This is a genomic window from Haloarcula sp. H-hyl2, from assembly GCF_056934385.1.
Map to the genome: position 1 here is coordinate 105585 of NZ_JBRIIJ010000004.1, position 14694 is coordinate 120278.

General features: G+C 57.4%; 15 protein-coding genes. 5 read left to right on the plus strand and 10 right to left on the minus strand.

Annotated elements, in window-relative coordinates; all coding sequences use genetic code 11:
• The first annotated feature begins 114 nt into the window (after window positions 1–114).
• On the plus strand, window positions 115–1101 hold the full coding sequence (locus tag Hhyl2_RS19790; RefSeq protein WP_483552527.1) for a hypothetical protein: 987 nt from the start codon (window positions 115–117) through the stop codon (window positions 1099–1101).
• 421 nt (window positions 1102–1522) lie between these two features.
• Entirely contained in the window at window positions 1523–1654 is a 132-nt protein-coding gene (locus Hhyl2_RS19795) for a hypothetical protein (RefSeq protein WP_483552528.1), read from the plus strand.
• A gap of 102 nt (window positions 1655–1756) precedes the next feature.
• On the opposite strand, the gene Hhyl2_RS19800 is transcribed toward Hhyl2_RS19795, so the two are convergent.
• The 6 genes from Hhyl2_RS19800 to Hhyl2_RS19825 all read right to left on the minus strand — a co-directional run bounded on the left by Hhyl2_RS19800 (window position 1757) and on the right by Hhyl2_RS19825 (window position 6450).
• Window positions 1757–3790: a flippase activity-associated protein Agl23 gene (locus Hhyl2_RS19800; protein WP_483552529.1), complete on the minus strand. Its 2034-nt coding sequence runs from the start codon at window positions 3788–3790 to the stop codon at window positions 1757–1759.
• Window positions 3723–4109 carry a type II toxin-antitoxin system HicA family toxin gene (locus Hhyl2_RS19805; protein ID WP_483552590.1) on the minus strand — a complete coding sequence of 129 codons (387 nt, stop codon included), beginning with the start codon at window positions 4107–4109 and terminating at the stop codon, window positions 3723–3725. The genes Hhyl2_RS19800 and Hhyl2_RS19805 overlap by 68 nt, the downstream gene beginning before the upstream one ends.
• Before the next feature lie 42 nt (window positions 4110–4151).
• Entirely contained in the window at window positions 4152–4412 is a 261-nt protein-coding gene (locus Hhyl2_RS19810) for a type II toxin-antitoxin system HicB family antitoxin (protein WP_483552530.1), read from the minus strand.
• A 163-nt stretch (window positions 4413–4575) separates the two neighbouring features.
• Window positions 4576–5391 carry an AAC(3) family N-acetyltransferase gene (locus tag Hhyl2_RS19815; protein ID WP_483552531.1) on the minus strand — a complete coding sequence of 272 codons (816 nt, stop codon included), beginning with the start codon at window positions 5389–5391 and terminating at the stop codon, window positions 4576–4578.
• Between the two features lie 75 nt (window positions 5392–5466).
• Window positions 5467–6159, minus strand: coding sequence for a hypothetical protein (locus tag Hhyl2_RS19820; protein ID WP_483552532.1), 693 nt, complete (start codon window positions 6157–6159; stop codon window positions 5467–5469).
• A gap of 168 nt (window positions 6160–6327) precedes the next feature.
• The gene (locus Hhyl2_RS19825; RefSeq protein WP_483552591.1) at window positions 6328–6450 is read right to left on the minus strand and encodes an HVO_A0114 family putative DNA-binding protein; all 123 of its coding nucleotides are present in this window, start codon (window positions 6448–6450) and stop codon (window positions 6328–6330) included.
• 665 nt (window positions 6451–7115) lie between these two features.
• Between Hhyl2_RS19825 and Hhyl2_RS19830 the strand changes: the two genes are divergently transcribed.
• Together Hhyl2_RS19830 and Hhyl2_RS19835 are read left to right on the plus strand one after the other, a co-directional pair.
• Window positions 7116–7781 carry a helix-turn-helix domain-containing protein gene (locus Hhyl2_RS19830; RefSeq protein ID WP_483552592.1) on the plus strand — a complete coding sequence of 222 codons (666 nt, stop codon included), beginning with the start codon at window positions 7116–7118 and terminating at the stop codon, window positions 7779–7781.
• Between the two features lie 13 nt (window positions 7782–7794).
• The gene (locus Hhyl2_RS19835; RefSeq protein WP_483552533.1) at window positions 7795–8484 is read left to right on the plus strand and encodes a hypothetical protein; all 690 of its coding nucleotides are present in this window, start codon (window positions 7795–7797) and stop codon (window positions 8482–8484) included.
• A gap of 235 nt (window positions 8485–8719) precedes the next feature.
• Here Hhyl2_RS19835 and Hhyl2_RS19840 read toward each other — a convergent pair whose 3' ends face one another.
• The 3 genes from Hhyl2_RS19840 to Hhyl2_RS19850 are packed head-to-tail and all read right to left on the minus strand — an operon-like array spanning window position 8720 to window position 10860.
• The gene (locus Hhyl2_RS19840) at window positions 8720–9946 is read right to left on the minus strand and encodes a site-specific integrase (protein ID WP_483552534.1); all 1227 of its coding nucleotides are present in this window, start codon (window positions 9944–9946) and stop codon (window positions 8720–8722) included.
• Window positions 9943–10548: a hypothetical protein gene (locus tag Hhyl2_RS19845; protein ID WP_483552535.1), complete on the minus strand. Its 606-nt coding sequence runs from the start codon at window positions 10546–10548 to the stop codon at window positions 9943–9945. Before Hhyl2_RS19845 ends, Hhyl2_RS19840 begins: the two co-directional genes overlap by 4 nt.
• Window positions 10549–10860, minus strand: a complete 312-nt coding sequence (locus Hhyl2_RS19850) for a DUF8065 family protein (protein ID WP_483552536.1) — start codon at window positions 10858–10860, stop codon at window positions 10549–10551.
• A gap of 213 nt (window positions 10861–11073) precedes the next feature.
• Between Hhyl2_RS19850 and Hhyl2_RS19855 the strand changes: the two genes are divergently transcribed.
• On the plus strand, window positions 11074–12729 hold the full coding sequence (locus tag Hhyl2_RS19855) for a histidine kinase N-terminal 7TM domain-containing protein (protein WP_483552537.1): 1656 nt from the start codon (window positions 11074–11076) through the stop codon (window positions 12727–12729).
• Window positions 12730–12863: 134 nt separating this feature from the next.
• Here the strand turns inward: Hhyl2_RS19855 and Hhyl2_RS19860 are convergent, their stop codons facing one another.
• Window positions 12864–14621: a PAS domain S-box protein gene (locus Hhyl2_RS19860; RefSeq protein ID WP_483552538.1), complete on the minus strand. Its 1758-nt coding sequence runs from the start codon at window positions 14619–14621 to the stop codon at window positions 12864–12866.
• Between the last annotated feature and the right edge of the window lie 73 nt (window positions 14622–14694).

The following is a 14694-nucleotide window of genomic DNA, read 5'->3' on the forward strand; positions in this document are numbered from 1 at the left end:
CAGTGGACTGCGGGGCCGTTTCCGAGGGTCCCGCAGCCGCCCGATCGGTCTCCGCCCGGCTGTTGCCGGAGAATACAATGATACGACACGATCGATTCGAACGGAGTGAGCAGTATGCAACGTGACTATAGACTCGCGACGTACGCTTTCGGTATCGCGATTGTGCTGTTTGCGGCCAGTGGTGCTGCTGTCATCGCAGGTGCCAGTTCATCCGCTGGCCCCGCTGACGGTCCTGATAACGACACGACGACCGTCCAGCTGGACACTGACCAGCAACAGGTCACTGAAACAGTTCGCGTAGCCAACGGCAGCGAGTACACTTTCCAGCAGGCCCAGCACACGTGTAGTGGTGCCCTCCGCCTCGATACTCAGAACCACACTAGCACCACCCACCAGGTCGGAAACGTGACAGTAACGCTCGTCACTCACCACGACGGCATGGTCGTCCAGGAAGTCGGGCGCCAGCGCCTCGCTGAACGGGTCGTCGACGCGACCCACTCTCGTGCCGGCCTCGGTGAATATTCTCGGCTCGAGGTGCAGGTCAATCAGTACTACGAGTCGACGGCACGTCAAGCGCCGCTCGATATCGCTGGTATCCGCGTTCGACCCGCCAACGACTGTCTCCCATTCGTCCGCGGGACGGTCAACGCCACCAACGAGACGATGACAGTACAGACTGCCAGGCCGGACGTGGACGAGGTTCAGTTGAACTTCACCGATGGAGCCCGGTCGCTAGCACAGGACGAGCAAGAGTCGATTGAGCGTCTCGTCGTGACCGACCCACAAACGAGTTACAACGTCCGGGCGCATCTGGATGCGAGGACGTTGCAAGCGACTGTCACAGAATCGACCGCCGACGGCTACGTTGATATCGAACTTCGGCGTCCCGACGGGAACGGCAGTTCGGTGATGATCACCGTCGATCTCGACAGAGAGACCATCGTCGAGTCTGGGGTCGAAATCCAACTCGACCGATCGGATATCAAGCTGGCTGATGGAAATAGTTCGATCAACGTTCGGAACGCATCTGCAACCTCCGACCACATCACCATCGAACAGAACGAATCGAATGTCACGGTGGTGAACAAGGCGGGCGACTAGGGGCCCACCATCCATCTTTGGGGGTGAAATCTCCTGGAGATCGTTCCGGTTGTTGGCCCTTCTGCTCCGAGTCGCTGGCTATCCTGCTGCTGGCAGGGTTCGGATACTCTCGACTCGTGAGAGGAGTCGTTCCCGGAAGACCGGGACGAGGCGAGAGATGTATCGGACACTAAATATAGCCAACACTGTGCTACCCGAGTCAACAACCTCGGGGTCAAGCCCCGTGGCTTCCGCCTCGATATTCTGTGAACTACCCCTGCCTACTCACTCGCGCGTAGCCGCTCGTTTCTTGCGGCAGGGGCTTCCTGCTTCGACGACGGGCTTTGCAGGAACAACCGGAGTTCCCACAGGAAGCGCAGTCTCCACAGGTGGGTCTTTGGAGTGACCCACTCCTCCACAGCCAGGACAGGACGGGTGCTCGGTGAACCTGCTCCCTGTCAGCCAGTACACTGTTACTGTGGAGGTCGACGGTGGTCCCAGTTCGACTGCGACGGTACGCGTCGGTGACACTCCGGAACGAACGATCGTCGTCGGCATCACCGACGAGGAGTGACCATTGCTGAAGGACACGACTGACAGCTTGCGGTGGGCGGTGAGGAGAGAAATCGGTCGTGTCGGCTGGTACTGCCGAGCGGTCCAGAGCAGGTGAGGGTTCTCAGGTCGGGCTGTCGGTGGCCCGTCTCTGGTCGAAGATGGTGCGGTCACCGGGCAGCGATGAGGATGTGTTGTTCTGGGCGTACGAGGTATGCACCCAGAGAGACGTGTACTCCCAGCGACCGCCAGCTCTGTGGTAGTATCCCCGTCGGTTGTAATCGGCTCGCTTGAGCTGCTGTGTTGGCACTGTCTGATCGACGTACTGCGTGATAATCACGGGAACAGAACCGTCCGTAGCCAGTGTCGAGAGTTGTGCTTGGTCGGTTTCACACGAGATGGCGACGTCATCCGTTCGGAAATACCAGCCCAGCGGGAGACTGTTGTACCATCTGATACAGTGGTATCTGTGGGGGAATGCCGAGCTGTTCCAGGTCGATTCGTCCGCCTCCACGAAGGCACGCCGGTCGTCGTACTCCGAGCCCGTTTCACCGTAGTAGAAGAGTACGTCGGGTCCGGAGTCGTGATTGCTGGCGATTCTGTCGACCGTCTGCACGTGCTCGGTTAGATCGTCGTCAGGCTGTGCATACTGTACTAGAGGGTTCTCGTCAGCTGTGTCGTCCACGTAGACGTTCGAGACGGCGGTATTTCCGACGAGCACGACAAGCAACACGACGGTCACGACCGACAGGGCGACACTGACACCGTCACTGCTCTCCAAAGCCTGGGCGCCCCACTGACAGATAGTAACGGCACCGACTGCCGCAGGGACTGCCAGCGGTACTACGACGTGGACAGCCAGCCACGGCGCAGCGATGTCGGTCCCGATCGGGTAGCCGACGATCGATACTGCACCGCAATAGAAAGTGAACGGGATCAGATGTCGTGCCTCTCCTGCTCCGAGTCGATCTCGGCCGTATCCCAGGACGGCGAGTCCGAGCACTGCAGGTGCCGTCAGACCGAGTGCCTTCAGCAGGACCTCGTAATCTCCCCGGGAGGCCTCGACCGCAGCCTTGAGCACAGTGACGAGGCCCCCGTCCTCGGTCGAGGCCTTGGTGCTCGCGGGGTCGAACCACGCAGTGTACTCTTCGACAGTGTACACTGCCGTATCGTGAACCATCGGCCAGAACGCGTTCGGGGAGGTCACACCACGCCAGAACGGGATCGGCTGACGGGAAATCGCCGCTTCCGGGTACAGCAGTCCGAGGGCGTCGCCACGTGGGGCGTACATGAACACGAGCATGGCACAACAGACGAGTACGGCTCCGACAACGTGGCTGGTGTAGGAACCGATCGTGAGGAGTGGCCGGGATCGACGCTGCCAGGCCGATCCGAGTGTGTGCACGGCACCAGTCGATAGGTCGTGGAGTCGGGCACGGACTCGCTCGCCGACGACTCGTGGCGATGGCTTGGAGAACAAGAACCGAACAGTCGAGCGGTACCCCGCCGGGACGAGTAGCCGCTTCCCTATCATGAGACCGGACGCACCGATCCAGGTCAGGAGGTACACGAGAGCGTTCTCCTTCGAGGCGAACCCGAGCGCACCAAAGAACCCGCTCAAATAGAGGAATCGAACCCGACGCGTGTCGACGAAGCGAACCAGCGACCCAAACATCGCGAACATGAATGCGGCGACGAGGATATCCGACCGCATGAACCGTGAGTAGTACAGCAGAACGGGATTGACTGCCAGAAGGCCGGCGAGCGCGAGTACTTCGAGTCGGCGGAGATGTGCCCGGAACAACAGCGCTGTCAGTGGGAGGAGCCCACCGACGATTGCGACGAATACCCGCATCGTCGTGTCGGTCGCGCCGAACAGTGCGAAGAGCCAGCTGTCGACGTGTTGTATCAGGGGCCCATGGACGATTCGTCGGTGGAAGAACCCACCGTTCTCTGCGAGATGGTAGGCCCAGTGGGCGACGCGGGCTTCGTCGAAATGTGCGGGCCGGGAGCCGAGTCCGACGAGTCGGAGTCCCAGGGCGAGGAGGGTGATTGCGGCGACGGTTTTCTGTACCGACCGCTCGGTCGTCTCAAGCCATTTTGTGGCGGTGTCGCGCCAGGTACTGAAGACCGTCAGGGCGTGGCTGGTGGAGGTCACATCCCAGTCTATTCCCAGGTGTATTGAAGAAATAGTGATTGTTCGCTTCCAGGTTTGAGCCTCCGGAAAGCACTTGTAACGGGAGAGCAAGGGAATGTGTTAGCGTGCGACAATCACACAAACACCTGTCCGTCGCGACCACGAGTGAGTGAGACTCCTCGGCGCCACACTGGTCAGCAATATCTTGAAGCGTCCCAGTGGGAATGGGATCGGCTTTCGGAACCGTCACGGTCCGAATCTCGCCAGTGTCGGGATTCTCATACCGAAGTGTTGTGTGACTCCCCTTTCCGCCGACCGGGACGTACCCATGTTTGGTCAGTTCTCCAGAACCTCGTCAGAGGAGAACGTCGTCCGAACCACACTATTCCCACGACGGCGGACCGGCCTCGCCGATCTCTACGTCAATACCCTGCTCCCGGAGATACGCCTCGGGGTCGTCGATGGGGTCGCCCTCGCCGCGGTGTGACTCCAGCGCGTCGGCGAGTTGTCGAAGTGCCTCCGCCTCAGTGTCACCGAACGACGCAACGCCCGACTCCAGGTGTCGGGCCGTCACCCGGCCGTCGTCCTCCTCGACGAACTCGACACCGTCGGGGGCGGATACTGTAGCCGATGTTATATGCATACGCGCGAGTCGGCCTAAGTGTTCGGGAAGTTGTATCGCCCTGGGAGATCGTCAGCCGAGAGCAAGCTTTCATGAAGCGCATCCTGAGCCGCTGAAAATTGCTCGTGCTTCTCGCCGAATGCTCTACCGACCAGACTGATGGTCAGTACAGAAAAAGTAAGTATCACTCGCGGTTCGACTTGAACCACTCAACACCAAAGTCCACGAGTTCTATCTGGTCAATGAGTTTCGCGTTGCCGGCCCCCACTTGTCCCGTTTCGAACGCATTTGGATGTTCGCGCTCGAAGGCCATGCCACAGTCTTGGAAGTCTTCATCGTCGAAATCGATGTCCTTCCGCTGGACCCACTCGCGTTCACCGTTGACGAGCACCGCACTAGCGTGGGTTACGGTATCGAGGTCGAGTTCGGCGCGGTACTCGGCGAGATGCAACGAGGTGTTACTCGCGTGGGACGTGCCGAGAAACACCACGTCGCCGTGAAGGTCGTAGACGCGGGCCAGCGGCGACTTCTCACCGAGCGAGTAGTCATATGCATGGCCCTCTGTGATGAACTCGGCATCAGCTCCCCACGCTGCGAAGGAGTGTTGCGGGTGGTCGCTCCGGTGTACCGCCGGATACGAGCGGAAGCACTCGGCAATTGCACCCATCCCTTGGGTGGGCGTGACGGAGGGCCGATACGGCGGCATCTGTTCCCGGATGGTGTCGTACCACGATTCGGGGACCGGCGGATGTTCCATGTCTGCGGGGTCCCTGTTCTCGGGCGAGTGCGTCGGCATCACGATTGTCCCGTCTTTGCCGACGACGCGCTGGAGTGCGTTGACGACAGCGGGCGGCCCGCCACAAACCCACCCGAGCGCAGAGAGCGACCCGTGAACGAGCACCGTCTGGCCGGTCTCAACGCCGAGCGAGCTGAGGTCGCTCATCATCGACTCGACGGTGACCGGCTCGGGCGACCGGTCCTCTGGCAAGGTTTCGCTCATACAGAGACGTGTCTAAGGCCAATTATAAGTTCGTGGTCAGATGCAAGATGCGCGTGTGTATTGACTGGATAGGAGTTATATCCCTAGTGCCTCCCTCATTTGATCAAGGTCCAAGACATCGTTGTTTATTTTGTCCAAACGTTCATAGTAGTCGTTTGAAACCTCGTTCATTAGCTCTCTAGATTGTTCAAAATTCCCGTCTTGTGCGGCTTGACATGCATCGATAGCTACACTTCTAGACTCAATCGCAACAGAAGAGAACTCTATGCTTGCTTGTACTGATTCGTATGCCTCCGGATATTCAGATTCGTCAATCAATTCAAGCGCACTCTCGAAATTCTGTTTTCCTTCACGATTTGTTTCACGTGACTCTTGGTAGTGCTGTTCGGCTTCGAAATAATCATCATTATTGTAGTCCTTAGCAGCTAATTCAGTTGTCTCAGCCGATGACAACACATCTCGATATCCGGCGCGATAATTTTCAAATGCCTCTTGTTCTGTAGCTTTTGATGACGTTGGAGTTTCGGTGGAGGTCGGTGATGGAGTCTCAGTTGAAGTCTCGGTTGACGAAGCTTGTATATCGCTTTTTTCTTGAACTTCTGGATCGTGAGGGGCGTAGTCTTCGCTATCGATTACCCCATCTCCATCAGAATCCTCAATATCATCTTCGGACTCCCCTCCACCAACACACCCCGCAACTGAAAGTAGACCAGTACTTGACATCCCCAACACAAATCTACGGCGAGTAAGTGAATTCTTGCCGGTCATGCAACTTATGCCAGATTGACAGGTGATAAAATCTTCTAACGAATCATCACACTCGCTACGCAGTCGCTTCGTCAGACCCGACCTCGGACGCGAGCAACGGAAGGTCGATATCGATTGTCTCGTACCAGACGGTCGGTCGCTTGGACTGGCCGTCGTCAACGAGTTCAATCAGATGGAGCTGAGTTCGGTGAGGTTCCGGTGGACCTGGCTCACGTCACGATCGACGAGGCGAGCGGTCTCCCGGATATCGCTGGTTCGTGCTGAACGATGGCACGAAGTAATTCCAGTGATTTGAGGCGGGTCACACGATGGACGTCGGCCGGGTCGTGGTACACCACCTCCAGATGCGGCCCAAGTGTCTCACCACGGCCGATCGCTTTCCGCGTTTCCTCGGGGTCGTCATCATTGCTCTCGCGAAAGCGGACGTGGAGCGTGCAGTCGGTCGCGTCGTTGTACTGACCAGTTTGGGTGCCTGAAAGCGGAACGTGACCCCGTGCTGACTATGCGCTGTGTATCTTGCACAGCTGTCTGAACATCTATCGGAGCTGGTAGAATCCCGGCCGTCACTGGACAAGACAACTGAGTCACTGACTCGGCCCGAAAGTTCCGAAATCTACTCTTTAGAACTGTCCGTTGGCTCGGTATCTGCTTGCTCGATATCCGCTCAGTCTCGCACCTAAGCAGAGGTGGCAACTCTCTATGAAACTGATCGTGATTATCGCGGTGATCTAGGTCAATTGGACTGAGATTCTCACCCCCGTTTATTCGAATTCTAATCTCTCGGTTGAGACTCTTTGTAATTAGTGGGTGCTGCGTTGGTTAGGAACCACTATTCCGAGATTCTATGTATTTCCTGCACCTAGCCGGAAGTTCTATACATCACTATCTCTCTAGCGATAACTGAGAGCTAGACCGCCGGCGTAGACTAGGAGGCAATTTCAACAATGATCGAATTAATGGACGCCACGGCCGCAAAGATTGTTTTGGCAGTTCAGCGTGGCGATTCTATCAATCGTGTCGCGAGTAAGATTGACATCTCGTACTCGTGGGTGTACGACTGGATCGAGCGGTTAGAAGACGCTGAAATTGTCGCTATTACCGATAGTGGTCTCCAGATCGCCGACCACGAAATGCGTCAGCAGTACGCCGAGATGATTGCTGCGTTGTACAGCCGCGACACCATCTCCCAGGAGGACGCGTACGTCATCCCGCACTTCGGCGGCATGGAGTTCGCGTACACAGAGATCGACGCTGCGTACGTCTGGACGCACGGCGGCTACCAGATCGCCCGGGGTCACGATGACTACCCGGTGTTCATCGAAGTCCACGACCGTGACGTCGAACGCTGGATCGCGTTCTTCCAGCAGTTCGGCGTCGACACGACAATCAACGAGCGCCCGGACGCCAGCGATGTCGACGGGAACGTCCACTACATGTTGTTTCCGAAGACCGACAGCATCGACGCCGAGTGGGTCAACGGCAATCCCGTGATTCCGTTGGACGACGCTATCGACCAGATGATGGAGAACCGCCCGGCATACGAGCCCGCCTTGGAGATCATCGCCGACGAGTACGACAGGGACATCGACGCGTCGCACCACAACGCGATGAGCGGGGACTAACGGAGCTGATAAAATGAGTCTCCCCGAGCGCCAATCCGAACTCGTCGACACGCATCGGGCGGTGCGGGACGCCGAACTGCCGTACGTTCTCGTGGGTGGCTGGGCGGTCTCGGCGTTCCAGACGCGGTTCACGACGGACATCGACACCGTAATTCCGGACACGGCACTCGATGAGTACGACTCGCTCCTTCGCGACCTCGGGTACGAGAAGCAGTTCGAGAAGGACGTCGCGAACGAGTACGACGGTCGGATGGTCCAGTACACGAAGCAGGTCGGAGATAACGAAGTCAAGTTCGAGGCACTCGTCGACGCGATGGGGTGCCGACAGACGGACGCGGAGTGGTCGTATCGCTATCCCCACGAACACAGCACCGTCGAATCGCTCGACGTCGCCGAAGACCTCGATGGTCGAATCCCGGAGCCAGCCCTCCTCTTCGCGATGAAACTCCACAGCGGCCGGAAAGCTGACACCCGCGACCTCGTCGTCATCAGCACGCGTGCGGAGTTCGACCGTATCGAACGGCACGTCCATCGAGGTGAGCCGAAGAAGCTCGATGGTCAGATCGAAATAGTGTTAGATCGACTCCAACAGGACGGCTTCGAAGACTCGTTCAAGGGAGTCTTCCGACAGGAAACGCTACCAGCGGATGCGGTCGACGACCTCGTCTCATTCCTGTCCGAGCAGCGAGACCAACTTCGGTAAGGTTCCTGGTTCCGTCCCGCGAAACAACTGAACGTTCGACGATTGCTGACCACAGTACGTAAGCGAATAAGGAAATTACTCACAGGGCTCGAACTGTGGACGAGACACTATTGATTCGTGTCTGTCAGCAGGGTACGATGTGCCCCTGGAATGTTGGTCGTGCTTCTCCCAGCATGCAGGTAGATTCAACCGTCTCACCGCCATTAGTCAGCAACCAACAGTGATCTCAGCATCTTCAAATAGAATCAATCTCGTTGATTGCTTCGGTTGCGAGCGCACCTAATTCATCGGCCTCGATGTGGGAGTAGCGGTCACGGATCATCTTCTCTGAGCTATCGAGATACCGAGCAGCAACCGTGTACCCGAACCCGCGGACAAGGATTTCGCCCATTCCCCGTCGGCCACCATGGGGAGCGAGATAATCGTGTTTCGGATGCTCAATGTCGACCTCCGCTGCGTCTGAGAGCCGTTGAAGAATCGACCGGGCCCCATCGGTCGTGATCGACGGTGGGTGGATATCCTCGTCGAGAGCCAACAAGAAGTCCCGAGCGTACTCGTCACGTTGCTCCTCGATTGTATCTGGCCCGTCTTGGACGAGCGTTGCGAGGGTCCGCTGATCGAACGTTGGAAATACTGGCCATTGTACCGTCGGTGGGTCCATCAGCGTTCGATAGCTCCGGAGTGGCTCGATCACAGGATCTGGGAGACTCGCAACATCCCACTGCTGTTTCTTTCGGTAGACATCCATGCTCCCGTCGTCTAGCGAAATCTGTCCCCACCGGACACCACGCCGCCTTGGATCGTTCGGGTCACGAAGGATTTCACCAACTCGAACAGCTGTGTATGCGATAACAAAGACAAGAGCGCGATCACGAGCCGCCTTCAGAATCGCGTATCGCGCTCGCTGCCTGTCGAGGGGATCGACATCCTCCGGAAGAGTTCTGTACGTCTCGATTGCATCGTTGACTCGCTCCTCAACGTGCCGGGTAAGAGTATGGCGCTGCTCAGATGTCCATATCTGCTGGTCACCGGGTTTGCGACCGTCGTCCTCTGGGAGTGGTGCCATCGCGCTTGCCCGCCGGGCGTAGTGCCCCTCAAGATATCCCTCGTTCGCGCACCAGCCACACCACGCAGAGATGTAGTGATAGTACGTGTGGATGGTGTTTTGCTTGAGCGCGCGGTCACTGCCGAGATGCCGGGCGTACGCCCGGAACACTCGTTCATCGAGATCCTGGAAGGACGGGTCCCGGTCGACATCTTCGGGGACGATTCCTGTCCACTCGTTCCGACCGCAGTCACCGGCAGCCCACCGGCCGAACCGTTTGAGTTCGCGGGCCGCATTACGACGGTAGTTCCCGCCGTCGCCACCACGCCCTTTCCCCTTGTCTTGGAGGTAGCGTTCGAAGGAGTCCGCGAGCGATATCGAATCAACACGTGTCGCTGCGGGAGCTAGTTCGGTCACGGGAGCAGATTGTCGTCAAGAATGTCGCTGCAATCAATCGGAATCCCCTCCCATGCGGCTTTCACAGCCTTGTATCCGGTCCACCCTTCTCGTTCCAACAGCTCACCACACGCTTCACAGAACTCGTGACGAGAAATGAGGTCGTTATCGTAGAGAATGTCGAACAGAAACGGCGGTGCCACGACACGGATATCTTCGTCTTGATCGTCGACAGCCCGGCGGATCGAGCGCCGGCCCGCCGCGTCCATCAAGATTACATAGTCGATGGCCGCTGGGTTCTGTACCACTTCCTGTCTGAGGGATTCCTCGCCAGCGTCCGCGCCGTGGGGCCGGGGCACGCTCGTTACTTGGGTGAGCGGTGTGTCGTCATCCGCAAGCGCCGCAAGTGCAGCACGGCTTCCGTGATGGAGTCGGTACGGACGACTTCCTTCAGGTGCGGTTTCGCGCGCCTCCTCGGCGTGTCGCTCTAGCTCCTGTTTACAGACGTTTGTCGTCGTGAGGCCGACGTGTTCAGTGATTTGGGCCCACAGAGAGCTATTCGCAACAGCAATCAGCGTATCCGTATCGACGAGGATCGGATACCGTGTGTCACCACCAGCCATTCAGACGAGATAGTCGCTGGTGTCGGCCTCAGTAGCCTCGCGGAAGGCCTCAGTGTCCTCTTGGATCAAATCGAACTCCTCACCGAGCAGCACTCGAGCAGCGTCCTCTGAGATATCGCCCGCCGTGTAGCGCTCGTAAATCGCGATTTTGTCGTCGTCGGTCATCGCTCGCCGAAGCATCTCGGTAAGCCCCTCACGTCCGAGTTCACTGATATTGATGCCACCAAGATGGACGGCATCGAGTTCGTTTGCCGCCTCCTTGAGCGGGCCAGCACGGAATTTAATCGTATCGTCGAGCGATTCTTGGCTCATAGTAGGGAGTACGGAGGCCGGTCGGATAAGTTGTTCCCCCTTGTGGGAACACATGGGTACAGACGCCCTCGTCTTCTCGGGCTGATTCGCAGTGGTGCCCTCCTCAACGAGCATCTGAAGAATAACAATAGTTGGCTGACTACAGTGGTGTGATTATCAACTGTCGTAATATGGGCACAGGACTCAAACCGGTCAGTCAGTTAACTCTGATAGATGACCGTTCTCGGTGTTTCTCCAGCGTTTTTGGCATATGTTTTCGCCTACGGACTGGCCGCGCTCGGCTGTATAGCCGCTCTCGGCCGTGCCAGGCAGGTCACAGACACCGATACCCGTCGAGGGTTGGTCGCGTTGCTGGTCGGGAGTGGCGGCTGGGCCGCGCTACAATTGGCTTTTCTGGTCGCGCCAACGCCTGCGTTAGGCTACGGAGCCTACACGCTCAGCCTGATCATCGGACTCACTACCGTTGGGGCTTGGCTCTATTTCACCTCAGCCTACACCGGACGCTCCTTTCACCGGGATAAGATGTATAGACGTCTCGCGGTGGCGCTATATCTCGCTATCGTCGCAGTGAAACTCACGAACCCAATCCACGGTTGGTACTTCCAGACGACCTTCGTCACCGAGCCCTTCCCGCATCAGACAATCATGCACGGTACTTTACACTGGGTCGTTACCGGGCTCTCCTATGCGCTTGTCGCGGTGGGCTTCTTCATGTTGTACGAACTATTTCTGGACGCCGACTACGATACACGGCCACTGGCCGTGCTCGTCGGGATTACTGGCCTCCCTGTGGTGTTCGATATCGTCGGCTTCGCCAGCGATGCCCTCATTGATATCAACTACGAGCCGCTTGGTGTCGCCGTCTTCGCAATCGGCGTCCTGTACGTGTTCGAAGAAGAGTTTCTCGCCGTCCAACTCACCGACGGCGTTGACGCGCCGGTCATCTATTTGGACCGCGATGATCGAATCAGCCATTATAATAAACGCGCTGAGCAGCTGTTCCCGGACCTAGAAGGGGCGACGGGGGGACCGCTGGACGCCATTATCCCACCCGCGAGCACGGAACTTGGCGACCGAAACTGGATCCTTGACCGGACCAGCGCCGGCGAGACCAAACACTATCTGGTCAGTGACACGCGCTTTTCTCTGGGCCAGACTGGCATCGGCCGGATGTTGTTGTTTACTGATGTGACTCGGACCGAACGACAGCGTCGAGAGCTGGAACGGCAGAATGAACAATTGGAAGGGTTCGCCGCTGCTATCCGGCATGAACTGCTCAATACACTGCAGATTGTCAGCGCCAGAATCGACATCGCTGGCGACGCGGTCAAAGACGGTGAGGTGGATTTGGCTCGAGATAGCTTGCAGACCGCCTCGGACACCTCAGAACGAATGGCAGATATTGTCGATGACTTAGCAAAGCTCGCTCGATACGGTCAAACCGTTGAAAATAGGCAGACCGAGACGGTTGACCTTGGAACTATCGCGAAGGCGGCATGGGCGACTGCTGACGTTGACAATGGTACCCTCTCGATTGAGGACAGTGCAGAACTCACGGCTGATCCCGAACGTTTCGAAAGGCTGTTTGTCAATTCGTTCACATTCGGTGCACACAACGGTGCGACCGAGATTACCGTTACCGTCACCGACAATGGCTTTGCAATTACCGATGACGGTGCGCCGACTGGCAACACCGACCCGGCCTCATATTTCGAGTATGGGAGCGCGATTCCCGATGCCGAGGCCGGATTGACACTCCCAAACCTCCGAATGCTCGCCGAGACCCACGGTTGGGAGGCGACGCTCGATACGTCGTATCAAGACGGAATCCGTATCGTCATCTCAGGTGTCAGTGCGCCCAAACAGTAGCATCAGACATCCTCTCAGGCAAGGCTAGCCCGAGCTCCGGCGCCAACAATCATCTTCAATCCGTCGGCAGCCACGGACCGCTCGTCGACGGACTGTCAGACGAGTCGTCAGATGAGTCGATCTTGAAAGGAGACTTACGCAGTAACGAACTCACTGGTGATGATTTCGAAGCGCGCACCGCCTTTGGATCCTTCTGTGACGCGTATCTCCCAATCGTGGGCCTCGACAATCTGTTCGACGATACTCAGCCCGAAGCCCGTTCCCTCGTCGCTCGTCGAATATCCCGCAGTGAATATATCGTCGTATTCGTCCTCGGGGATCCCCGAACCATCGTCTTCGATGTAGACCCCCTCCTCAAACTCACCGACAGTCACGGTCACGTCGTCGCCACCGTGTTCGATCGCGTTACGAACGAGATTTTCACATACCTGCTTCAGCCGACTCTCGTCGGCATTGACTGTACAATCAACGTCGGTGACGAGCGTGGCGTCCTCTGTCTCGACGTTCGACCAACACTCCTCGACAATCTGCACGATGTCGACCGATTCGCGGTCAGTGATTGTCTCGTCGCCACGAGCCAGCGTCAGGAGGTCATCGATCAAAGCCTCCATTCGATTGAGACCACGTTCGGCGCGCTCCAAGTGTTCGCTGTCATACTCCGCCTGTGCGAGTTCTATCCCACCGGTAGCCACGTTGAGTGGGTTCCGGAGATCGTGAGAGACGACGCTGGCAAACTCATCGAGACGCTGGTTCCGCCGTTTCAATTCCTGTTCGCGCTCTTTGCGCTCGGTGATGTCACGCAACATCCCGACCGAACCCTCGAAGTACTCCCCTTCGTAGGGTAAGATACCCATATGGTCCTCGCAGGGAATCGGCCCCCCATCGTTGGGCTGAATCTCGATCTCGAACTGCACGCTCTTGGGACCGTCCGATGAGAGAATCCGACCGAGATTGGCTTCCGCTCGTTCGACTGCTTCCACTGATTTAATCAGTGCTGGTGTCGCGCCGAGAACGGTTTCGCGGCGGTACCCGACCATCTCGACGAACGCGTCGTTTACGTATACGAACCGTCCCGTCTCATCAAGCACGTAGACTGGGTCACTGAGCGTCTCTACGAGCGTCGAAAATCGCGTCAGTTCGATCTGTAATTCTTGTTCTGCAGAGAGGTCTCGAACCGAGCAAATCAATTCTCCAGAATCCGTCTGGACGATCCGGTGGTCTTCGGGAAATGTAGTGCCATCGGCTCGGAGGCCGGTCGTTTCGCCGCTCCAAGAGCCCTCATCAGCGACCGTCGGTAAAATCTCGTTCCGTGTGACTGCTACTTCGTCGTCGGGATACACCAATTCCCAGTGTTGGTCAAGCATGTCTTCGGGATCGTAGCCGTAGAGATCTGCGTACGCCTGGTTGACATAGATGAATTCGCCGTCCTCGTTGAGGATGCTGATGCCCTCGTGTGCGGTTTCGCTGGCTTTGCGCTGACGCTCTCGGGCGTGCTCGGCACGATATCGTTCGACAGCATTTCGGATCCGGTTTGCTAACACGGTGTACTGGTCAGTGCCACGCCCTTTTTGCAGGTAGTCAGTAACGCCTGCGGAGATGGCATCGCCGGCAACTTCTTCCGACCCCTTGCCGGTGAACAGGATGAACGGCAGGTCAGGAGCCATTTCACGAACTGTTTTGAGGAATTCGATTCCGTTCTGCTCGGGCATATCGTAGTCAGAGATTATACAGTCAAAGTCCTCGTCAGCAAGTCTGTCTAATCCTTCGCTAGCGCTCGTTGCGGTCTCGACAATGAATCCATCGTCCTCGCGTTCGAGAAAGTCAGCTACCATGTCAGTAAAATCCGGCTCGTCATCAACGTGTAGAATATGAAAATCTGATAGATGACCCATATATAGACCTCCTGTAGCAGATATCATAAGAGTGTGGTGCCAATTCTCAGACGGGATATTTGCCTCCAGCACT